This is a genomic window from Nocardioides convexus (assembly GCF_011090295.1).
In genome coordinates, this window is the sequence record NZ_JAAMYA010000001.1 from 2,864,100 (window position 1) to 2,883,071 (window position 18,972).

The 18,972-nt window shown below is 72.1% G+C and carries 23 protein-coding genes, 1 tRNA gene and 7 pseudogenes; 20 read left to right on the top strand and 11 right to left on the bottom strand.

The features are described 5' to 3' along the window. Window positions 1-233 precede the first annotated feature (233 nt). The gene (locus G5V59_RS21555) at window positions 234-365 is read left to right on the top strand and encodes a hypothetical protein (RefSeq protein ID WP_278257824.1); all 132 of its coding nucleotides are present in this window, start codon (window positions 234-236) and stop codon (window positions 363-365) included. Window positions 366-527: 162 nt separating this feature from the next. Here the strand turns inward: G5V59_RS21555 and G5V59_RS21560 are convergent, their stop codons facing one another. From G5V59_RS21560 to G5V59_RS21570, 3 genes are all read right to left on the bottom strand, one after another. Next, complete coding sequence (locus G5V59_RS21560; protein WP_278257825.1) at window positions 528-884, bottom strand: hypothetical protein; 357 nt, start codon at window positions 882-884, stop codon at window positions 528-530. 103 nt (window positions 885-987) lie between these two features. After that, entirely contained in the window at window positions 988-1,530 is a 543-nt protein-coding gene (locus G5V59_RS21565; RefSeq protein WP_278257826.1) for a hypothetical protein, read from the bottom strand. A gap of 288 nt (window positions 1,531-1,818) precedes the next feature. After that, window positions 1,819-1,902: transfer RNA gene (locus G5V59_RS21570), tRNA-Leu, on the bottom strand. A gap of 175 nt (window positions 1,903-2,077) precedes the next feature. On the opposite strand from G5V59_RS21570, the gene G5V59_RS21575 reads away from it, so the two are divergent. The 13 genes and pseudogenes from G5V59_RS21575 (at window position 2,078) to G5V59_RS37360 (ending at window position 11,309) form a co-directional block, all read left to right on the top strand. Further along, window positions 2,078-2,338, top strand: coding sequence for an FhaA domain-containing protein (locus G5V59_RS21575; protein WP_278257827.1), 261 nt, complete (start codon window positions 2,078-2,080; stop codon window positions 2,336-2,338). A 42-nt stretch (window positions 2,339-2,380) separates the two neighbouring features. Beyond that, the gene (locus tag G5V59_RS21580; protein ID WP_278259983.1) at window positions 2,381-2,815 is read left to right on the top strand and encodes an FHA domain-containing protein; all 435 of its coding nucleotides are present in this window, start codon (window positions 2,381-2,383) and stop codon (window positions 2,813-2,815) included. Between the two features lie 17 nt (window positions 2,816-2,832). Then, window positions 2,833-4,707, top strand: coding sequence for an FHA domain-containing protein (locus tag G5V59_RS37350; protein WP_341350999.1), 1,875 nt, complete (start codon window positions 2,833-2,835; stop codon window positions 4,705-4,707). A 343-nt stretch (window positions 4,708-5,050) separates the two neighbouring features. Next, window positions 5,051-5,170, top strand: a pseudogene (locus tag G5V59_RS21590) (hypothetical protein); the annotation flags it as partial. An 88-nt stretch (window positions 5,171-5,258) separates the two neighbouring features. After that, a complete protein-coding gene (locus tag G5V59_RS21595) occupies window positions 5,259-5,756 on the top strand; it encodes an FtsW/RodA/SpoVE family cell cycle protein (protein ID WP_278257828.1) in 498 nt (165 codons plus the stop codon). Then, window positions 5,653-6,105 (top strand): annotated as a pseudogene (locus tag G5V59_RS21600) (FtsW/RodA/SpoVE family cell cycle protein); the annotation flags it as partial. The gene G5V59_RS21595 and the pseudogene G5V59_RS21600, both read left to right, overlap by 104 nt. 157 nt (window positions 6,106-6,262) lie before the next feature. After that, entirely contained in the window at window positions 6,263-6,670 is a 408-nt protein-coding gene (locus G5V59_RS21605) for a hypothetical protein (protein WP_278257829.1), read from the top strand. A gap of 243 nt (window positions 6,671-6,913) precedes the next feature. Continuing rightward, on the top strand, window positions 6,914-7,402 hold the full coding sequence (locus G5V59_RS21610; RefSeq protein ID WP_341351279.1) for a penicillin-binding transpeptidase domain-containing protein: 489 nt from the start codon (window positions 6,914-6,916) through the stop codon (window positions 7,400-7,402). Continuing rightward, window positions 7,339-7,482, top strand: a complete 144-nt coding sequence (locus G5V59_RS21615) for a penicillin-binding transpeptidase domain-containing protein (protein WP_278259985.1) — start codon at window positions 7,339-7,341, stop codon at window positions 7,480-7,482. Before G5V59_RS21610 ends, G5V59_RS21615 begins: the two co-directional genes overlap by 64 nt. Further along, window positions 7,479-7,781 carry a penicillin-binding transpeptidase domain-containing protein gene (locus G5V59_RS21620; RefSeq protein WP_278257830.1) on the top strand — a complete coding sequence of 101 codons (303 nt, stop codon included), beginning with the start codon at window positions 7,479-7,481 and terminating at the stop codon, window positions 7,779-7,781. The genes G5V59_RS21615 and G5V59_RS21620 overlap by 4 nt, the downstream gene beginning before the upstream one ends. Window positions 7,782-8,138: 357 nt before the next feature. Beyond that, window positions 8,139-9,275: a serine/threonine-protein kinase gene (locus G5V59_RS21625; protein ID WP_278257831.1), complete on the top strand. Its 1,137-nt coding sequence runs from the start codon at window positions 8,139-8,141 to the stop codon at window positions 9,273-9,275. Next, window positions 9,272-9,924, top strand: a pseudogene (locus tag G5V59_RS37355) (protein kinase); the annotation flags it as partial. The gene G5V59_RS21625 and the pseudogene G5V59_RS37355, both read left to right, overlap by 4 nt. 467 nt (window positions 9,925-10,391) lie before the next feature. After that, entirely contained in the window at window positions 10,392-11,309 is a 918-nt protein-coding gene (locus tag G5V59_RS37360; protein WP_341351000.1) for a PASTA domain-containing protein, read from the top strand. On the opposite strand, the pseudogene G5V59_RS37365 reads toward G5V59_RS37360, so the two are convergent. Then, a pseudogene (locus G5V59_RS37365) lies at window positions 11,258-11,398 on the bottom strand (hypothetical protein); the annotation flags it as partial. The gene G5V59_RS37360 and the pseudogene G5V59_RS37365 sit on opposite strands and share 52 nt — an antisense overlap. Before the next feature lie 52 nt (window positions 11,399-11,450). Further along, window positions 11,451-11,630, bottom strand: a pseudogene (locus G5V59_RS21645) (DUF881 domain-containing protein); the annotation flags it as partial. Window positions 11,631-11,757: 127 nt separating this feature from the next. Between G5V59_RS21645 and G5V59_RS21650 the strand changes: the two are divergent. Then, complete coding sequence (locus G5V59_RS21650) at window positions 11,758-11,973, top strand: hypothetical protein (RefSeq protein WP_278257833.1); 216 nt, start codon at window positions 11,758-11,760, stop codon at window positions 11,971-11,973. Between the two features lie 138 nt (window positions 11,974-12,111). Further along, window positions 12,112-12,549, top strand: coding sequence for a cell division protein CrgA (locus G5V59_RS21655; protein WP_278257834.1), 438 nt, complete (start codon window positions 12,112-12,114; stop codon window positions 12,547-12,549). Window positions 12,550-12,743: 194 nt separating this feature from the next. Here the strand turns inward: G5V59_RS21655 and G5V59_RS21660 are convergent, their stop codons facing one another. The 5 genes and pseudogenes from G5V59_RS21660 to G5V59_RS21680 form a co-directional block, all read right to left on the bottom strand. Next, window positions 12,744-13,601 (bottom strand): hypothetical protein, encoded by an 858-nt coding sequence (locus G5V59_RS21660; protein ID WP_278257835.1) that lies wholly within the window; start codon window positions 13,599-13,601, stop codon window positions 12,744-12,746. Window positions 13,602-13,620: 19 nt separating this feature from the next. Beyond that, window positions 13,621-14,164, bottom strand: a pseudogene (locus tag G5V59_RS21665) (peptidylprolyl isomerase). Window positions 14,165-14,522: 358 nt separating this feature from the next. Beyond that, window positions 14,523-14,588, bottom strand: a pseudogene (locus tag G5V59_RS21670) (hypothetical protein); the annotation flags it as partial. 166 nt (window positions 14,589-14,754) lie between these two features. Continuing rightward, window positions 14,755-15,555 carry an SURF1 family protein gene (locus G5V59_RS21675; RefSeq protein WP_278257836.1) on the bottom strand — a complete coding sequence of 267 codons (801 nt, stop codon included), beginning with the start codon at window positions 15,553-15,555 and terminating at the stop codon, window positions 14,755-14,757. Window positions 15,556-15,642: 87 nt separating this feature from the next. Then, complete coding sequence (locus tag G5V59_RS21680) at window positions 15,643-16,071, bottom strand: hypothetical protein (RefSeq protein WP_278257837.1); 429 nt, start codon at window positions 16,069-16,071, stop codon at window positions 15,643-15,645. Here G5V59_RS21680 and G5V59_RS21685 point away from each other — a divergent pair. The 4 genes from G5V59_RS21685 to G5V59_RS21700 are packed head-to-tail and all read left to right on the top strand — an operon-like array spanning window position 16,070 to window position 17,912. Then, a complete protein-coding gene (locus G5V59_RS21685) occupies window positions 16,070-16,381 on the top strand; it encodes an FCD domain-containing protein (protein ID WP_278257838.1) in 312 nt (103 codons plus the stop codon). The genes G5V59_RS21680 and G5V59_RS21685 overlap by 2 nt on opposite strands. Before the next feature lie 29 nt (window positions 16,382-16,410). Then, window positions 16,411-16,713: a hypothetical protein gene (locus tag G5V59_RS21690; protein WP_278257839.1), complete on the top strand. Its 303-nt coding sequence runs from the start codon at window positions 16,411-16,413 to the stop codon at window positions 16,711-16,713. After that, a complete protein-coding gene (locus tag G5V59_RS21695) occupies window positions 16,641-17,162 on the top strand; it encodes a hypothetical protein (protein ID WP_278257840.1) in 522 nt (173 codons plus the stop codon). Before G5V59_RS21690 ends, G5V59_RS21695 begins: the two co-directional genes overlap by 73 nt. A 33-nt stretch (window positions 17,163-17,195) precedes the next feature. Then, window positions 17,196-17,912, top strand: coding sequence for an MBL fold metallo-hydrolase (locus tag G5V59_RS21700; protein ID WP_278257841.1), 717 nt, complete (start codon window positions 17,196-17,198; stop codon window positions 17,910-17,912). 221 nt (window positions 17,913-18,133) lie between these two features. Here G5V59_RS21700 and G5V59_RS21705 read toward each other — a convergent pair whose 3' ends face one another. Continuing rightward, window positions 18,134-18,946: a hypothetical protein gene (locus G5V59_RS21705; RefSeq protein WP_278257842.1), complete on the bottom strand. Its 813-nt coding sequence runs from the start codon at window positions 18,944-18,946 to the stop codon at window positions 18,134-18,136. Window positions 18,947-18,972: the final 26 nt, after the last annotated feature.

Consider the following 18,972-nt stretch of genomic DNA (forward strand, 5'->3'; position numbering starts at 1 on the left):
CCCTCCCCCGAAGGCTCACCCAGGCTGTACGACGACTACGCGGCACTCGAGGTCATCGAGGACGTCGGCCGCGGTGCCACGGACAAGACCGACGTCGTCGCTGCCCTGCCAGGCTTCTCCGAGCATGCGCAGAAGTTCCTGCGATCGCCGCAGGGCGTGGCGGCGGTCCGTCTTTGGGTCAAGTCTGGCCCAGCCCACGATCGACGCCCTGCGCGCCTACGTCGAGACTCGACATGCAGCGGCCCGACAGCGGGGACGAGGCCGAGTCGGCCGAGGCCGCCCAGGCCGCCGAGATCGCGCTGCGCACGTTCAAGGAGCGGATCGAGTTCCTCGCCACCCGCGACCCGTCACGGATGGCGTCCTAGGAGCGCCTTCAGCCGCTCGGCGGCCGGGTGCCTCCGGTCGTTGCATCCTCCGGGGGAGCGTCGGCTGCCGGCTCCTCTGCTGCCGGGTCCTCGGGGAGGCCGACGGCAGCGACCAGCATCGCGTCGTTCACCGATGCCAGCACTCTGGCCTGGGTGAACGCGTCATGAGCCTTCTCCCGTGCCTCCTCCTTCGAGACTAGGGAACCCTTGCTGAGCCTTGACCCACGGCGTCTCGAGGTCCCCGTCCGGCATCGCCCTGACCCACGCGGGAAGGATGAGCGCGACGGCGGCGAGGCCGAGGAGCAACGCGAGGCCTCCCGTCAGAGTCGTCGGCTCGCACTTGGTCACCTCCTCGGTGACGACCAAGGCGCGATCCTCCACCGACGGCGCGGGGCGCGCGATCGGCGGCGCACCCGTGCTCGGCGCGGGTTGCTCCGCGGGAAGCTTCCTCGTGGTGCTCGTCGTGCACTCGCTCAACGGTCCCTCGTCGCCCTTGACGAGGACGAAGCCCGCGGCCACCAGGCACGCGATCCCGGTGAGGACCGTCGCGATCCTCCACCCGCGGAGCAGGGTCTGGCGTACCGAGCGGTCAGGCTCGTCGTCCGGTCCCGGAGGCATCGACTCAGTCCCGGTCGATCGACCCGGTCGTCAGGACGTCCAGTTCGTCCGACCCCGGGTTCAGCACCGCCATGCTGCCGATCTCGAGAGCAGCCAGCGCTGCTCGGAGCCGACGCTCGCCTGCGCGACGGCGCTGGCTACGAGCGCTTCGCGAGCGGCCGTTCCGCTTCTTCCCCGGGCGGGGGGCCGGCACGCTCACCCTGTCCGGCTGCCGCGGGACCGGCGTGACGGGGTGGTGAGCGACACAGGCCACGACGGCGAGCTCCTCGATCTCGTCGAGGCTCGGCAACGGGACGGACGTCCACCGCAGCCACTCCAGCCGCTTGACGTCGGACTTGAACGCCATCCGCCCGCGCATGGCGAGCACGGCGTCGCACCAGTCGTCGAGCTCCGGCCTCTCCTCTCCCGAGATCAAGGCGTGGATCTGCCGTGCGTAGGGATAGGCCGCCACCTCGAGCCGCGTCACGGCCTCGAGGCGCTTCGCCTCGCGCAGGACCCGCGTGCTGGGACGCTTCACCCGTGCGACCTGGCGGTGCCGGCGCAGCACCTCCTCGACGGCACGTCGCAGGATGGGATCGTGTGTCGGACCCAGCGAGACCATGCTCGGCTCCTCTCTACCCGGGCCAGGGCAGCGCGCCGGGAACCCATGTGGAACGGACGCACCGGCGTGCGCCGTTGCGCGAGCGTATCTGACCTGGCTTGTCGGTCAAGGACATCTCAAAGAGGAATTTCCGGGCATCAGGGAGAGCGTCGATCCGCATGCCCCCACGCGCGCTCACGAAGGCTCCCAAGACGACAAAGGGCCCCGGTCATCGACCGGGGCCCTTCGTTCACGTGCGCGAGGGGGGAGTTGAACCCCCACGTCCTTTCGGACACACGGACCTGAACCGTGCGCGTCTGCCTATTCCGCCACTCGCGCGTGAAGCCCCGCAAGGCTATCCCAGTCCGACCTCGGCACCCAAAACCGGGGGCACTGACCCGCGACGGGGGTGAGGTTCCGGGCGGCTGGGGCCGCCACCGATACGATCGAGTGACCTTGGCCGGCTGGACCTTTCGGCCAGCATGCACCGGACCGCGGAGAGGAGGGCAGAGGCATGGGTGGACTGCAGCGCTTCGAGCAGCGACTGGAGCAGGCGATCTCCGGGGTCTTCGCCCGCACCTTCCGCAGCGCCGTGCAGCCGGTGGAGATCGCCGCGGCTCTGCAGCGCGAGACTCGACAACAAGGCGCAGGTGCTCTCGCGGCAGCGGCGGCTGGTGCCGAACAGGCTTCGTGGTGGAGCCTGTCGGGGGGCGACCTGGAGCGGCTCACGCCGTACGACTCGGCGTTGGAGAGCGAGACTCACCGAGCAGGCTGACCGAGCACGCGGAGCCTGCAGTCCTACGTCTTCCCGGGCCCGGTGCGGATCGCGTTCGAGCCCGCCGACGACCTGGGGACCGGGCGGTTCCGCGTGCGCAGCCAGGCGGAGGCGGCGGTGACCGGGCACGCGCGGCGCGGCAACCAGCGCACGCGGGCGGTGATCGAGGTCAACGGCACCCAGCACCCGCTGCAGCCGCCGGGCCTGGTGGTCGGTCGCGGCAGCGAGACCGACATCCGGATCAACGACCCCGGCGTGAGCCGGCGGCACGCGGAGTTCCTCATCACCACACCGACCGGTACGACGACGCCCGGCGCCGGTCCGGTGCACGTCGAGGTCCACGACATGGGCTCCACCAACGGCATCCGGGTCGACGGGCAGAAGGTCGCGCGAGCGACCCTGCGCGACGGCTCGCGGGTCCAGGTGGGCCACACCTCTCTTGTCCTCCGGCTCCTCGAGGAGACGCCCGATGTCTGAGCCTGACCCTCTTCCTGGTGCGCATCGCGTACCTCGCGATCCTGTGGATCTTCGTGCTGTCGGCGATCTCGGTGATCCGCTCCGACATGTTCGGTGCGCGGGTGCCGACGCCCGCGGCGCCGGGCAAGCAGCCGCGCCAGCCCAAGCCGCCGCCGGCCCCGCGGCGGGGCCAGCCCACCCACGTGGCGGTCGTCCAGGGTGTCAACACCGGCATCACCGCCGACCTGGCGCAGGCGCCGGTGCTGATCGGCCGCGGCAACGACGCGGCGATCCGGCTCGACGACGACTACGTCTCCACCCGCCACGCGCGGATCGTGTCCTCGGGCGGGCAGTGGTACGTCGAGGACCTCGGCTCGACGAACGGCACCTACCTCGGCAGCCAGCGGCTGACCCAGCCCGTGCCCATCGGTCTCGGCTCGCAGATCCGGATCGGAAAGACCATCGTGGAGCCTGAGGAAGTAATGCCCGACCCCACGGATCCGGTGAGCCCGGAGCGTCCCGTCCCCGACCCCACGGCTGAGGTGCCGCGGGTCTTCGAGGAGGACACCGTCGATCCGCCGCCGCGGGCAGAGAAGCCCACGCTGCGGCTGGACTACTTCGCGGTCTCCGACGTCGGCCGGGTGCGCAAGGACAACCAGGACTCCGGGTACGCCGGGCCGTGGCTGCTCGCCGTGTGCGACGGCGTCGGCGGTGCTGCCCGCGGCGACATCGCCTCCGGTACGGCGGTCAACGAGCCTGCGCCGCCTCGACGCGAGCCCGACCGGGACGGACCTGTTGGACCGGGTCGCCGACGGGATCCACGACGCGCACGTGGCGATCGGCGCGCAGGTGGACCAGGACGCCTCCCTCAACGGCACCAGCACCACCGCGACGATCGCGCTCTTCGACGGCTCCCGGCTCGGCCTGGGTCATGTCGGCGACTCGCGGGCCTACCTCCTGCGCGAGGGCGAGCTCTCCCAGGCTCACCAGCGACCACACGTTCGTGCAGAGCCTCATCGACGAGGGCCGGATCACCGAGGAGGAGGCGCGCGTGCACCCGCACCGCAACCTCATCCTCAAGGCGCTCGACGGCCACCAGGACGTCGACCCGGACCTGTTCACCCTCGAGCTGGTCGCCGGCGACCGGCTCTTCCTGTGCAGCGACGGCGCGTGCGGTGTGCTCGACAACCCGCGGATCACCGCGATCCTGTCGGGCGGCAGCCCGGAGTTCTCGGCGATCGAGATGGTCCGGGCCAGCCTGGACGCCGGCAGGCTCCGACAACGTCACCTGCGTGGTGGCCGACGTCGGCGAGGCCGTCGCGGGCGCCGTCCCGCCCGAGCCGATGATCGTCGGCGCCGCGGCCGACCTGCGCCAGCGCCGCCCGCGCGCGCTCTTCCGCGGTCACCGCTCCGGCGACACCGGCGAGCTCGAGCCGGTCACCGCCGAGATCCCGCCGGGCATCGACCACGCGATCCGCGCCGACCCGCCGCTGGACCCGGAGGCGATCCGCTACGCGCCGCAGCCGCCGCCGCGGTTCATCTGGCCGCGCCGCCTGCTGGCCCTGGCGGTGCTGGTCGGCCTGGTGTGGGTCGTCCTCGGCACGGCGTACTGGTGGAGCCAGCGGCAGTACTACGTGGGGGAGGACAGCGGCAAGGTCGTGATCTACCGCGGCGTCGAGGTCCCCGGCCTCTCCTCGGTCTTCGAGGTCTCCGACGTGGCCGTCGACAAGACTCAGCGACGCCCAGCGCTCCAGCGTCGAGGACGGCATCGCCGCCGACGACTACGCCTCCGCGCGCGACAAGGTCCAGCAGGCTCGCCCGGCAGGCCGCGCAGTCCAGGCTCCGACGACGACACCACGGTCCCCGACCCGACGCCGTCGTCCGGCACCAGCGACCTCTCCCCGATCGAGTGACCCGCTGACATGGCCACCAACTCCGCCCTGATGGGCTTCGTCCACCGCCGCCGGCGGGGCGCGGAGCTCTTCCTCCTGGTGCTCGCGCTGATCGTGGGCATCGGTGCCTACGCCTCGGTCGGGCTGGGTGTCGACGGCGAGGTCCCCGCCAACCTGTTCGCCTACGGCGGCTGGCTGACCCTGCTCGTCGTGGCGGCCCACGTCGCGGTGCGCCTCGTCGCGCCGTACGCCGACCCGGTGCTGCTGCCCGTCGTGGCCGCGCTCAACGGCATGGGGCTGGCGATCATCCACCGGCTCGACCTGGCCAAGGACACCGGCCTGGCCAGCCAGCAGCCTGACCTGGATGACCCTCGGCGTGGTGCTCTTCGTGATCACGCTCGTGGTGCTGCCGGACCACCGGCTGCTCGCCCGGTTCACCTACACCTCGGGCCTGGCGGCCATCGTGCTGCTCATCCTGCCGATGCTCCCGGGGATCGGGCGCACCATCAACGGCGCCCGGATCTGGATCGCGCTCGGGCCGTTCAGCCTTCCAGCCCGGCGAGGTCGCCAAGGTGCTGCTGGTCATCACCTTCGCCGGCTACCTGGTCGTGCACCGCGACGCGCTGGCGCTCGCCGGGCGCCGGGTGGTCTTCATCGACCTGCCCCGCGGGCGCGACCTCGGCCCGATCCTGATGATGTGGGTGGTCAGCCTCGGCATCCTGGTGCTGCAGCGCGACCTCGGCTCCAGCCTGCTCTTCTTCGGCCTCTTCCTCGTCATGCTGTACGTCGCCACCGAGCGCCCCGGCTGGCTGGTGGTGGGCGGCCTGCTCTTCTTCGGCGGCGCGGCGACCGCGATCCGGATCTTCAGTCACGTGCAGTCCCGGGTCGACATCTGGCTGCACCCCTTCGCCGACGCCGACGGCAACGGCTACCAGCCTGGTGCAGGCGCTCTACGGCTTCGCCTGGGGCGGCCTGATCGGGCGCGGCCTCGGCGAGGGCATGCCCGAGAAGGTGCCCTACGCCGAGTCGGACTTCATCCTCGCCGCCATCGGAGAGGAGCCTCGGCCTGACCGCGGTGATGGCCGTCCTGCTGCTCTACGGCCTCGTCGTCGAGCGCGCCCTGCGCGCGGCGCTGATCTCGCGTGACGGCTTCGGCAAGGCCTGGTCGCGACCGGTCTGGCCGCGGTCTTCGCGCTGCAGATCTTCGTGGTCATCGGCGGCGTCACCCGGCTCATCCCGCTGACCGGCCTGACCACACCCTTCCTGTCCTACGGCGGCTCCTCGCTGGTCGCGAACTGGGTGATCATCGCGATCCTGCTGCGGATCTCCGACCAGGCGCGGCGACCGCTGCCCGACCTGACCGAGACCGAGGACGCCGACGAGCAGGCAACACAGATCGTGAAGGTGGTCGACCGATGACCTCCTCCCACACGTCCGGCTGCGCGACGCCCCGCGGGCGCCTCGCTGCGTTGCCGCCGCTCGACGTACGACCCGGTATGCCGTCGCAGCGGCGCCTTGCGAGGCATCCCGCGGATGCGCCGCTCGCTGCGAACGGTGGAAGGAGGTCATCGGTCCGATGAACAAGCCGATCCGCGCCGTCTCGATCTTCTGCATGTTCCTCTTCCTCGCCCTGATGGCGAACGTGACCTACCTGCAGTTCTGGCACGCCGACAAGCTCAACACCGACCCGCGCAACGCCCGGGTCGCGGCCGCGGCGTTCAGCCGCGAGCGGGGGTTGATCCAGGTGGGCGAGACGCCGATCGCGCAGAGCAAGCCGATCGACGACCGCTACAAGTACCTGCGGGTCTACCCGCAGAAGCAGGCTCTACGCGCCGGTGACCGGCTACCTCCAGGCTCGGCAGCCAGACCGGGATCGAGCGCAGCCAGAACAAGGTGCTCTCCGGCGAGGACCCACGCCTGTTCGTCAACCGGCTGGTCGACCTGCTCAAGGGCGACACCAACCAGGGCGGCAACGTCTCGCTGACCCTCGACCCGAAGGCGCAGCGCGCGGCGTACCAGGCGCTGCGCGACACGGTCGGGCCCGACGGCGAGGGCGCCGTGGTCGCGATCCAGCCGAAGACCGGGCGGATCCTGGCGATGGTCTCCTTCCCGTCGTACGACCCGAACCAGGCTGGCCTCCCACGACCGCGAGACGCGGGAGAGTGCCTACGCCCGGCTGGAGGCGAACAAGCACCAGCCGCTGCTCAACCGGGCGATCCAGACCCGGCTGTTCCCGGGCTCGACGTTCAAGATCGTCACGGCCGCCGCGGCGATCGAGAACGGCGACTACAAGCAGGACGACAAGGTCCCGGCCGGCTCCACCTGGCAGGCACCCGGCACCCGCGGCGAGCAGAACCTCATCGACAACGAGGGCCGCGCCGGCTGCAGCCCGGCGGAGATCTCCTTCGCCGCCGCCATGGAGAACTCCTGCAACACCGCCTTCGCCAAGATGGCGGTCAAGGTCGGCCCGGAGAAGTCTGCGGGAGACGGCCGAGGCCTTCGGCTTCAACAGCGACTACCTGCTCGACCTCGGCCCGCAGGCCCGCTCGGTGTTCCCCGAGGACGTCGTCGACACCATCGACGGCAAGGTCCAGGACCCGCGCGAGACTCAACGACGCGGAGACGGCCCGCTCGGGCTTCGGCCAGTTCTCGGTGCAGGCCACGCCGTTGCAGATGGCGATGGTCGTCTCCGCGATCGCCAACCGCGGCGCGCTGATGCGTCCCTACCTCGTCGACCAGATCCAGACCGCGAGCTTCGACGTCCTGGAGACCACCGAGCCCGAGAAGCCTGCGTGACGCGATCTCCCCGCAGACCGCCGCGCAGGCTCACCGACCTGCTCGTCTCCACCGTCGACAACGGCACGGCCTCACCCGCCGCGATCCCCGGCGTCAGCGTCGCCGGCAAGACCGGCACCGCCCAGCGCGGGGTCGAGGGCAAGCCGCCCTACGGCTGGTTCACCTCGTTCGCGCCGGCCAAGGACGCTCAGGTCGCGGTCGCGGTGATGATCCAGGAGGCACCCGGCAAGGAGATCGCCGGCGGCCGACTCGGCGGACCGATCGCCAAGGCAGTGATGGAAGCGGTGTTGAACAAGTGACCGAGCAGAGCCAGTACGCCGACCGGGCCGGTCGCTACCACCTGGACTCCGTGATCGCCACGGGCGGCATGGGCGTGGTCTGGCGCGGCACCGACACCCGGCTGAGCCGGCCGGTGGCGGTCAAGGTGCTGAAGGCGGAGTTCGCCGACGACCCGATGTTCCGCACCCGCTTCGAGGGCGAGGCCCGCAGCGCCGCCGCCCTGCACCACCCGGGGATCGCCGGCGTCTACGACTACGGCGCCGACGAGACGGGCGCCCTGCCGCCGTACCTGGTCATGGAGCCTGGTGGACGGCCAGCCGCTCTCCTCGCTGCTCGCGACCGCCCGGTCCAACGGCCGCACCCTCGACGCCGCGGTCGTGCAGGACCTCATCGCCCGGGCGGGCGAGGCACTCGGCGTCGCGCACGCCGCCGGCATCGTGCACCGCGACGTGAAGCCCGCGAACATCCTGGTGACCTCCGACCGGACCGTGAAGATCACCGACTTCGGCATCGCCCGTGCCGCTGACGCGGTCGCGCTGACCCGCACCGGCTCGGTGATGGGCACCCCGCAGTACCTCAGCCCGGAGCAGGCCCGCGGCAACCCCTCGACGCCCGCCTCCGACGTCTACTCCCTCGGCGTCGTCGCCTTCGAGTGCCTCACCGGGCGCCGGCCGTTCGAGGCCGAGACGCCCGTCGCCACCGCGCTCGCCCATCTGCAGGAGCCGGTGCCGGCACTGCCCGCGAGCGTGCCCGCGCCGCTGGCCGCCGTGGTCACCCGCGCCCTGGCCAAGGACCCCGCCGAGCGGTACGCCGACGGTGCCGCCTTCGCCGCCGCGATGCGCAACCCCTCCAGCGCCGCCGCCGCGGTCCCGCCGCCGACGCCCGCCGAGGGCGCGACCCAGGTGCTGCCGCCGGTCCCGGTGCCGGTTCCCGGACCGGCGACGCCGATGCAGCGTCTGGACACCCCGGCCGCGTACGCCGGGGAGGAGACACCCGAGGAGCGGCGCAAGTCGCCCTGGCCGGTCGTGATCGCGGTCCTGCTCCTCGTGATCGCCGCCGTCGTGGTGGCTGCACTGCTGCTGGGCGGCAAGGACGGCGAGCAGCCCACGGTCGAGGACACCACCTCGGCGCCGACGAGCGAGGCGACCACCCCGAGCAGCGAGCCGACCACCGAGGACTCCTCGGTCGACTTCAACGCCGACGACTACGTGTGCACCGCCAACTACCGCGACGCGCGCAGCGACCTGAGGGACCTCGGCCTGCAGGTCTCCACGCAGCGCTACGACCAGGCCAACGACGGCCGGTGCCCGGAGGACTCGGTCGCGGAGTTCTCCCGCTCCGGGACGCTCAACAAGGGCGACTCGGTCGTCATCTACTACTGGGGCCCCGTGGAGCAGACCGAGCCCACCGAGCCGACCACCCCGACGGAGCCGACCACGCCCACCGAGCCGGCCACCCAGCCCACCTTGCCGACCGACCTCGGCACCGACGTCACGGGAGGCGCGACCGGATGAGCACCCCACCGAACGACGGCCCGGTCGTCGGCGGCCGCTACGAGTCTCGGTGAGGCTCCTCGGCCGCGGCGGGATGGCCGAGGTCCGCAAGGGCACCGACACCCGGCTCGGCCGGGTCGTCGCGGTCAAGCGGCTGCGCACCGACCTCGCCAGCGACGCGACCTTCCAGGCCCGCTTCCGCCGCGAGGCGCAGTCGTCGGCCTCGCTCAACCACCCCGCGATCGTCTCGGTCTACGACACCGGCGAGGAGCACACCCGCCAGCCCGACGGCAGCGACGAGGTCGTGCCCTACATCGTGATGGAGTACGTCGCCGGGCGCACCCTGCGCGACATCCTCCGCGAGGGCCGCAAGATCCTGCCCGAGCGGGCCCTGGAGATCACCAGCGGCGTGCTCTCGGCCCTCGACTACAGCCACCGCGCCGGGATCATCCACCGCGACATCAAGCCCGGCAACGTCATGCTCACCCCGTCGGGCGACGTGAAGGTGATGGACTTCGGCATCGCCCGGGCGATGAGCGACGCGCAGTCCTCGATGACCCAGACCGCCGCCGTCGTCGGCACCGCGCAGTACCTCTCCCCGGAGCAGGCCCGCGGCGAGACCGTCGACTCCCGCTCCGACGTCTACTCCGCCGGTTGCCTGCTCTACGAGCCTGCTCACCGGCCGTCCGCCCTTCGTCGGCGACTCCCCGGTCGCGGTGGCCTACCAGCACGTGCGCGAGCCGGCCGTGCCCCCGTCGCGGCACGAGCACGACCTCACCCCCGAGGTCGACGCGATCGTGATGAAGTCGCTCGCGAAGCGGGTCGAGGACCGCTACCAGTCGGCCGCGCAGATGCGCGCCGACATCGAGCGCTACCTCGCCGGCCGACCGGTGCAGGCGGTCGTCGCCGACCCGGCGACCGGTCCCGTGCCGGTGCCGGTGCCGGTCCCCGTGCCGCGACCGGCCCCGGCCGAGACGGCGGTGCGCGCCGCCGTACCGCCCCCGCAGGACGAGCGCCGCGGCCGCGCCGGGCTGTGGGTGCTGCTGGCGGTGCTCCTGCTGGCGCTGTTCGGCACGGCGTACCTGGTCTGGCCGAAGTCTCTTCGACGACTCGCCGACCGATGTCGCGGTCCCGGGCGTGGTCGGCAAGGACGTCGACACCGCGCGCAGCGAGATCGGCGAGGCCGGGCTCGAGAGCGACCACAGCGCGGTGGCCTGCAGCGACGATTACGACGCCAACACGGTCATCAAGCAGGACCCGGCCGCCAACGCCTACGTCGCCCCGACCGCCACGGTCTACCTCACCGTCTCCAGCGGCCGCTGCGACTTCCCGATGCCCTCGGTGACCGGCCAGCGCCGCACGCCCGCCATCGCCGCACTGGAGAAGGCCGGCATCGCCCGCGCCGACATCACCGAGACCGAGTGCACCTCCGACGAGCCCAAGGGCACCGTCGTGAAGCAGACGCCGACCGCGGCCACGCCGATCGGCACCGGCGACGCCGTCAGCCTGTGCATCTCCAAGGGCCCGGTCGAGGTCCCGGACGTGGTCGGCAAGACCCGTGCGCAGGCCGAGAAGATGATCACCGACGCCGGCTTCGTCCCGGTGGTGCGCAATGCCGCCGCGAGCGACGACAGCCAGCCCAAGGGCCGGATCACCGACCAGGTGCCGGCCAAGGGCACGCCTCGCGACCAGGGCGACGAGGTCGTCATCTTCGTCTCGATCTACGTCAAGCCGACTCCCCCGCCGAGCCCGGTCGACACCGACGGCGACGGGCTGTCCGACGCCGACGAGGCCACCCGCGGCACCCTGCCGAACAACCCCGACACGGACGGCGACGGGATCAGCGACGGCCGGAGGTCGCCGCCGGCACTGACCCGAAGAACCCGCTCGACCCGCCGCCGGGGCAGAACCCGGCCGGCTAGCGGCTACTTCTGGCGCAGCGGACGGGCGTACTGCAGGTCCAGCAGGCCGTCGTACGCCGGCGCCTTGATCCGCTCCTCGACGTCGAGCGACCAGCCGATGTCGATCAGCGGGTTGAGGGAGTCGGTGCGGTAGCCGCTGACCAGCGAGTCGTCGTCGATGGCGTGGAGCAGCGACGACTGGTCCCCGACCGCCTCGATGACGAACGGCTGGGAGTAGGGCACGCCCTGGAGTCTGGACGACGGGCCCGCGGCACTTGATGCCGGTCGTGGAGATCACCCGCTGGCCGGCGATGGTCACCGCGCTCGCGCCGCCGTCCCACAGCGCGTTGACGACCGCCTGGATGTCCTGCTGGTGCACGACGAAGCGGTTCAGGTTGAGCCGCTGGTCGGGGTCGTCGGTCTCCTTGTTGCGCTTGATGGCGTCCTCGACCAGGTCGGTCGGCGCGTCCGCCATGGTGATCCGCACACCCTGGCCCTCGCGCGGGGTCAGGCCTGCGGGGTCGCGCAGCGCGGCGGCGCGCTTGCGCACCTTGTCGACCCCACGGTCGCTGACGTTGCCGCCCAACCGGTCCACCTCGGCCGTGAGTCTCGTTGAACCGGTCCTCGACGCGCTGGTAGTCCTGCGCCTCGGCTTCCACGAGACCGGCCAGATCGGTGTACCGTCCGGGCCGGAGGTCGGTCCCGTCGCTGTTGGCGGCGGACACCGCGAGCAGGCTGCCACTGAGGAGCGCGACGAGCGGCGTACCGACCCGCCAGGCCAGCGACCTGCTGGTGCGATGGCCCGGCGGTGCGCCTGAGTGCGTACCCGTCATACTGACAGTGTCCACCCCGAGCCCACCGCTGGGCGAAATGCACGAGGAGCCGAGACGTGGCGAAGCCTGCCCCGCCTGTCGAAGAAGAAGGACGACGATCCGTTCGCCCCTGAGCGCGGACCGTTGCTGACCGTCCGCTTCGCGATCGCGCTGCTGCTGATCGTCGCCGGGATCGGGTGGATCCTCTACTACTACTTCGGGATCCGGCCCGAGGGCGGCTTCGGCGCGCTCAACGACCAGGGCAAGCCGGTCCAGCCGGGCGGCCCGTCGTTCCTCGCCGATCTCGAGGGCAAGAACTACCTGATCGGCTTCGTGCTGCTCTTCCTCGGCCTCGCGGTCTCGGCGCACCCGAGCACCCCGCTCGGTCGCGGCCGGGGCGTCGTGGTCGGGATGCTCGGCTGCTTCCTGATCGGGCTGCTGTGGATCTGCATCTTCTACATCTTCCTGACCGGCAAGGACCCCGACTACATCGCGGTCTTCACCGACCTGGGGCAGAAGAACCTGTTCGTCGGCATCGCCTTCATGGCGGTCGGCTTCACCTTCGCCACCCGCTGGGAGTAGTCCTCCCCGTCCGTACGACGCGGCGCCGGTGACCTTCGGGTCACCGGCGCCGTTCGTTTTCCACAAGGTTCTCCCCAGCCTGGGGAGAACTACATGGGTGTCATTCGTCCACAACGGTGGAAAAGCCTGGGGAAATCAGGCGAGGGCGGCACTGCGGAGCAGGGTCGCCACGACCAGCAGGGCACCGATCGCGATCAGGCCGCCCGCCTGCACCGCGCCGCGGCGCTCCCGCGGTGCGTAGGCCAGCAGCGCGGCCACCACCGCACCCCCGACCAGGCCGCCGAAGTGGCCCTGCCAGGAGACGTTCGGCAGGGTGAAGGTGAGCACCACGTTGATGCCGATCCACAGCAGCAGGCTCCTGCGGCCGCGCACCGACCTTGAGGGCCAGCACGACCAGCGCGCCCATCAGGCCGAAGATCGCCCCCGAGGCGCCGACCGTCGCGCTGAACTCGCCCGCCAGCCAGTAGACCGACACCGAGCCCGCCAGGCCGGAGACGAAGTAGACCGCGAGGAAGCGGGCCCGCCCGAGCACCTGCTCCAGCCTGGGCGCCGAGGAACCACAGAGCCAGCATGTTGAACGCCGGTGCAGCGGCTGCACGTGGGTGAACATGCTGGTGACCAGACTCCCAGTAGGCGCCGTCGTGCACGCCGGGGACCCAGGTCGCGGAGGCACCCGCGTCGCAGGCGGCCTTCGAGGTCAGGATCGCCGCGTCGCCGTCGAAGCACACGCCCCGCGCCCGCAGCGCCAGCAGGTCACCGAGCCGGCTGGTGAGGCCGCCGGTGAGCGTGATCGCGAGCCAGACCGCCGCGTTGACGACGATCAGCACGATCGAGGTCAGCGCCGGGTTGCGGGAGGGCCGCCCGCCGTAGGCCGCTGTCGGCTGACGCACCGACTTCCTGCCCTCGTTGACGCACGACGGGCACTGGAAGCCCACCGAGGCGTCGCGCATGCAGTCCGGGCAGATCGGCTTGTCGCAGCGCTGGCAGCGGATCCAGGTCTCCCGGTCGGGGTGCCGGTAGCAGGTCGGCACCCCGACCGGAGGGTTGGTCATCGCCTCGTCGTCCTCGAGGTCAGCCCTTGATCTCGACCGACTCGATGACGACCGGGTCGACCGGCTTGTCGTTGCGGCCGGTCGGGACGGCGGCGATGGCGTCGACCACGTCGCGCCCGGCCTGGTCGGCCACCTCACCGAAGATGGTGTGCTTGAAGTTCAGCCAGGTGGTCGCGCCGACGGTGATGAAGAACTGCGAGCCGTTGGTGCCCGGGCCGGCGTTCGCCATGGCGAGCAGGTAGGGCTTGTCGAAGGTGAGCTCCGGGTGCGGCTCGTCCTTGAACTGGTAGCCCGGGCCACCGGTGCCGGTGCCGTCGGGGCAGCCGCCCTGGATCATGAAGCCGGGGATGATCCGGTGGAAGGTGAGGCCGTCGTAGAACGGGCCCTCGCCCGTCGTACCGCCGCGGCGGTCGGCGGTGAACGGGCCGTCGGGGGTGACCTCGACCGGGTTGCCGGTGGCCAGGCCGACGAAGGCTCTTGACCGTCAGCGGTGCGTGGTTCGGGAACAGGTTGACCGTGATGTCGCCCTTGTTCGTCTTCAGGACGGCCTGCTGGTCTGCCATGGATTTCCTCGTCTCGTGAGCGATGTCGTCGTACCGGTCCGGGGTGAGCCGGCAACGCCACGATCCTACGAGGGCTTGCGCAGGGGACCATGCTGGACCTCAGGTCCCGTCCGACGACACCGAGGAGAACGCGATGAAGACCCTGAAGAGGCTCGTCCTGGTCGGCCTGGTCGGCGCGGCCGTGGCCGCCGTCGCCAAGCGGCTGCAGGCCGGTGGCGAGCAGCAGTGGCAGTCCGCCGAGCCGCGTCCCTGAGTCAGGTCCGCGCGAGTCCGGGTGGTCCTGGCGCACCCGGACGACCACCCGGTGCTCGACCCAGAAGATCAGGCCGGGGATCAGGCCGGCGACGAGCACCAGGCCCAGGCCTGGGGGATGCTCCAGCGCAGCCTTCTGGCTGAGCACGAACGCCACCACGACGTAGACCATGTAGATCCAGCCGTGCACCAGCCAGATGGGCGTCAGGTCGTCGCCGAGTCTGCTGGAGCGCGGAGCCGTCCGTGAGCAGGTACTTGCACAGCGAGCCGAGGGTCCCGACGACGAGCAGGACACCCACCACGAGTGCGAGCACGCGGTAGGCGGTGAAGAGCCTTGGTCACGGCTTCGAGGGTACGGCGTCGTCCGGCTCGGTCTCGTCGGCGGCCTCCTCGGCCGGCCGCTCGGTCGTGACGTCGCGCACGTGGCGCCACCACAGGAAGACCGCGAAGGCGGCGAAGACCCACCACTCGATCGCGTAGAGGATGTTGCGCAGGCCGGTGAAGCGGCTCGCCGGGGGAAAGCCTGGTCCAGGCTCGCGGCGACCACGCCGGCCGCCGCGTCGCTGGGCGCGGTCCGCTCGGCCACCACGTAGGCGCCGTACAGGTCCTGGCCGTCGACGAGTCTGCACCAGGTCGGCCACCCGCAGGTGGGCGATCGTCCCGTCGGAGGGGTCGTCGTCGCCGGCCTCGGCGGACTCGGTCGGCTGCAGCCAGCCGAGGAGGTCCACCTCGCCGGTGGGCGGCGGCGGGACGTCGGCGATGCGGGTGCCCGCCGGCACCCAGCCGCGGACGACCGGTACGGCGGGGCGGTCCGCCGCGCCGACGCTCAGCGGGGTGACCAGCCACGACCCGTCGGCACCGTCGGCGCCCTCGCGCCCGGTGACCAGCACGGTGCCCGCGGTGAGGAAGGTGCCGGTGACCTCGACCGGGCGCCCCAGGCCGGCGGTCGGGAACGGGTCGTCGGGACCGAGCACGTCGGTGATCGGGACCGGGTCGGCATGGGTGAGATCGACCTGCTCGGCCGCGCGGCGGTCCTGCCAGGCGTCGTACTGCCACACCCCCATGCCGGCCGCGAAGCTCACGCCGACCAGCGCGAGGAGGTGCACGCCCCACAGCCGCACGCTCCACCACCGAACCACCTCCTCAGGGTACGGGCGGTGCAGTCCCCCCGGGAAAGCGCCCTCCTGCCCGCTGGTCTGACCACTTGACCACCAGGGCAGTCGGCACTACCGTCCTCGACATGGCTCTGCGACCCGTGACCCGCCGCTCCGTGGCCGACCAGGTCTTCGACCAGGTGCTCGACGACGTCCTCGACGGCGAGACTCGCCGCCGGCGAGCCGTTGCCCAGCGAGCGCCGGTTGGCGGAGGTGCTCGGCATCTCCCGGCCCGCCGTCCGGGAGGCGTTGCAACGGATCGCGCAGACCGGGCTGGTCGAGGTGCGCCACGGCGGTGCGACCACGGTCCGCGACTTCCGCAGGTCCGCGGGTCTGGACCTGCTGCCGCGGCTGCTCGTCCGCGGCGGACGGCTCGACACCGCCATCGCCCGCAGCGTCATCGAGGTCCGGGCCGAGGTGGGTCCCGGCATCGCCGCGCTCGCCGCGCAACGCGGCGGGCCGGGCCTCGCCCACCAGGCTCCTCGACGTCGTCGCCGCCATGGACGGCGACTCCGAGGCGATCCGCTGGCAGGAGCTCGCGCTCGACTACTGGGACCTGCTCGTCGACGGCGCCGAGTCGATCGTCTACCGGCTGATGTTCAACAGCCTGCGCACCGCCTACGAGCCGGCCCTGCCCGCGCTCGGCTCCGTCCTCGCCGCGGAGGTCGGCCAGGCCGAGCCCTACCGGCTGCTCGCCGCCGCCGTCCGGGCCGGTGACGCCGCCACCGCGCGGGCGGCCGCGGTCCGGGTGCTGACGCCCACCGCCGAGGCGCTGCTCACGGCACTGGCCTCGATCGGGGACGCCTCGTGAGCCCGCGCGAGGCGCACGCCCTGCGTCGCGTGGCAGCCGACCAGGCCCGGATCGACGGCAAGGCTCGACGGCAAGTACGTCGGCGACAAGGCCGCCGGGCGTCGTACGAACCAGGGGATGGGCGAGGTCCTCGCCGCGTTCTGGCGGCACCCGAGCCCCTACCTGCTCGGCACCGCCCTCGGCGCCGCGATCACCGGCCGCGTGCTGGCCGGGCCCGGCTCGTGGTGGGAGTCTGCTCGTGCCCGTCGGCCTGGTCGCGGTGCTGCCGGTCGTGGAGTGGTTGGTCCACGTGTTCATCCTGCACTGGAAGCCGCGCCGCGTCGGTCCGCTGACCCTCGACCCGCTGCTCGCCCGCAAGCACCGCCTCCACCACGCCGACCCGCGCGCGATCCCGCTCGTCTTCATCCCCTGGCAGGCCCAGGCCGTGGCTCGCGCCCGCCTGGACCGGGCTGGCCTGGCTGGTCATGCCCACCTGGACGTCGATGTTCACGCTGCTGGTGGCGATCTACACCATCAAGTCCGGCTACGAGTGGACCCACTACCTGCTGCACAGCGACTACCGGCCGAGGTCGGCGTGGTACCGCAAGGTCTGGCGCAACCACCGGCTGCACCACTACAAGAGCGAGCACTACTGGTTCACCGTCACCACGGCCGGTACGGCGGACCGGCTCTTCGGCACCGCGCCGGACCCGAGCACGGTCCCCACCTCGCCGACCGTCCAGCGCCTGCACGACCTGTCCCGGTGACCACACCGCGGGACAAATCCTCCCGCGGGAGGTAGTCACCGGTCGCGGTGGGACGCCAGGATCGGGCCGTGCGGATCTCTCACCTCAACTGCGCGACGATGCGGCCGCCGCTGGCACCGCGGATGGTCGCCCACGTGCTCCTGCTCGAGCGGCCCGACGGGCTGACCCTCGTCGACACCGGGTTCGGCACGGCGGACCTGGCCGACAAGCACCGGCTCGGCCGACCGTTCCTCGCGGCGGTCCGCCCGGCCCTCGACCCCGGGGAGACCGCGCTCGCCCAGGTCCGTGCGCTCGGCCACGACCCGGCGGCGGTGACCGACATCGTGCTGACCCACCTCGACCTCGACCACGCCGGCGGGATCGGCGACTTCCCGCACGCGCGGGTGCACGTGCACGCCACCGGAACCGAGGCCGCCCAGCACCCCTCGCTGGCCGAGAAGCAGCGTTACCTCCCCGCCCAGTGGGCGCACGGGCCGCGCTGGGAGACCCACGTCGAGGGCGGTGACGACTGGTTCGGGTTCGCCTCCGTCACGGCGCTCGCCGACGACGTCGTCATCGTGCCGCTGCCCGGGCACACCCGCGGGCACTCCGGCGTCGCGGTCCGCAAGGACGACGGCCGCTGGCTGCTGCACGCCGGCGACGCCTTCTTCCACGGCGACCAGGTCCGCGAGCCGGCGAGTCGCCCGCCCGCGCTGAGCGCCTTCCAGCGGGTGATGGCGGTCGACAACAAGGCCCGGGTGCGCAACCTGGAGCGGCTGCAGGAGCCTGGCCCGGGCGAACGGTGACCAGGTCACCGTCTTCTGCGCCCACGACAAGGCACAGGCTCGACGCGCTGCGCGGCTGAGCCTCAGCCGCCGTTGCGGCAGACCGCGAACGGCAGTCTGCCGGGTCCGGGTGAGCTCGGCCGCGGCGGCGGGGTTGCTCAACGTGTAGCCGAGCCGTCCGCTGGCCGGGTCCGCCACCCCGCGGCTCATCGCGAGGGCGAAGTCCGGCCGGGTCGGCGGCATCACCTCGGCCAGCCGGACCCGGTCGAAGGCGTCGTTGCGGGTCGGCCCGAGCCTGGACGGTGGCGAGACTCGGTGCCGAGCGCCACGGAGTAGGCGTCCAGGCTCGTCGAGCGCGCGCAGGGCGGCCGCCGGAGCATCGGCCAGCCTGGGCCTGCATGCCCTGGCCGAAGACGCTGTCGAAGGACAGGCAGGACCGGTCGACGTACGTCGAGACGGCCTCGCGACCGACCAGGGCCAGCAGGTTCGCCTGCGCCCCCCAGGACTGGGCGACGTCGGGCGGAGCGGCCGAGGTGACCAGGTGGCGCGCGGTGTCGACGACCGCCCCCCGGAGGCGGCCGACGCCTGCCTTGACCGCGCGCTGCACCGACGCCATCGGGACGGTCTCGTGGAAGACCAGGATCCAGCCGCCGTCGTACGTCGCCTCCCAGGCCACGTCGTCCTGGCCGATCCCGAAGTCGGCACGCAGGCGCGCGTCGTCGGGCCGCAGCAGACCGAGCGAGAGCGTGGCCGTGGTGGGTGCCTTGCGCCAGAAGGCGGCCCGCTCGGCGGCCGGGCTGGCGCCGGTCAGGGAGCCGTAGCCCAGGACCAGGCGGAGCCTGGTCGAAGTCGGTGACCGTGAGCGACGTGGCGCTCGTGGGCACCAGGGTCAACGCGGCGGCCGAGGGCTCCAGCGAGGGGTCGTACCCCGTCGCCACGGGCGCCGGAGGCGCCGCGTCCTGGTAGACCGGCTCCGGCTCACTGGTGCACCCGGTGAGCACGGCCCCGACCAGCGCCGCGCAGGCGAGGGCTGCGCGGGACCGGGGGTGCTTCACGGCGCTGAGTCTGCCAGAGACGCGCC

Bases quoted from the DNA above. Each gene is read 5' to 3' on its own strand.
- G5V59_RS21555 (WP_278257824.1), top strand. From the start codon at position 234: ATGCAGCGGCCCGACAGCGGGGACGAGGCCGAGTCGGCCGAGGCCGCC.
- G5V59_RS21575 (WP_278257827.1), top strand. From the start codon at position 2,078: ATGGGTGGACTGCAGCGCTTCGAGCAGCGACTGGAGCAGGCGATCTCC.
- G5V59_RS21605 (WP_278257829.1), top strand. From the start codon at position 6,263: ATGAACAAGCCGATCCGCGCCGTCTCGATCTTCTGCATGTTCCTCTTC.
- G5V59_RS21660 (WP_278257835.1), bottom strand. From the start codon at position 13,601: ATGACCAACCCTCCGGTCGGGGTGCCGACCTGCTACCGGCACCCCGAC.
- G5V59_RS21685 (WP_278257838.1), top strand. From the start codon at position 16,070: ATGGACGGCGACTCCGAGGCGATCCGCTGGCAGGAGCTCGCGCTCGAC.
- G5V59_RS21680 (WP_278257837.1), bottom strand. From the start codon at position 16,071: ATGGCGGCGACGACGTCGAGGAGCCTGGTGGGCGAGGCCCGGCCCGCC.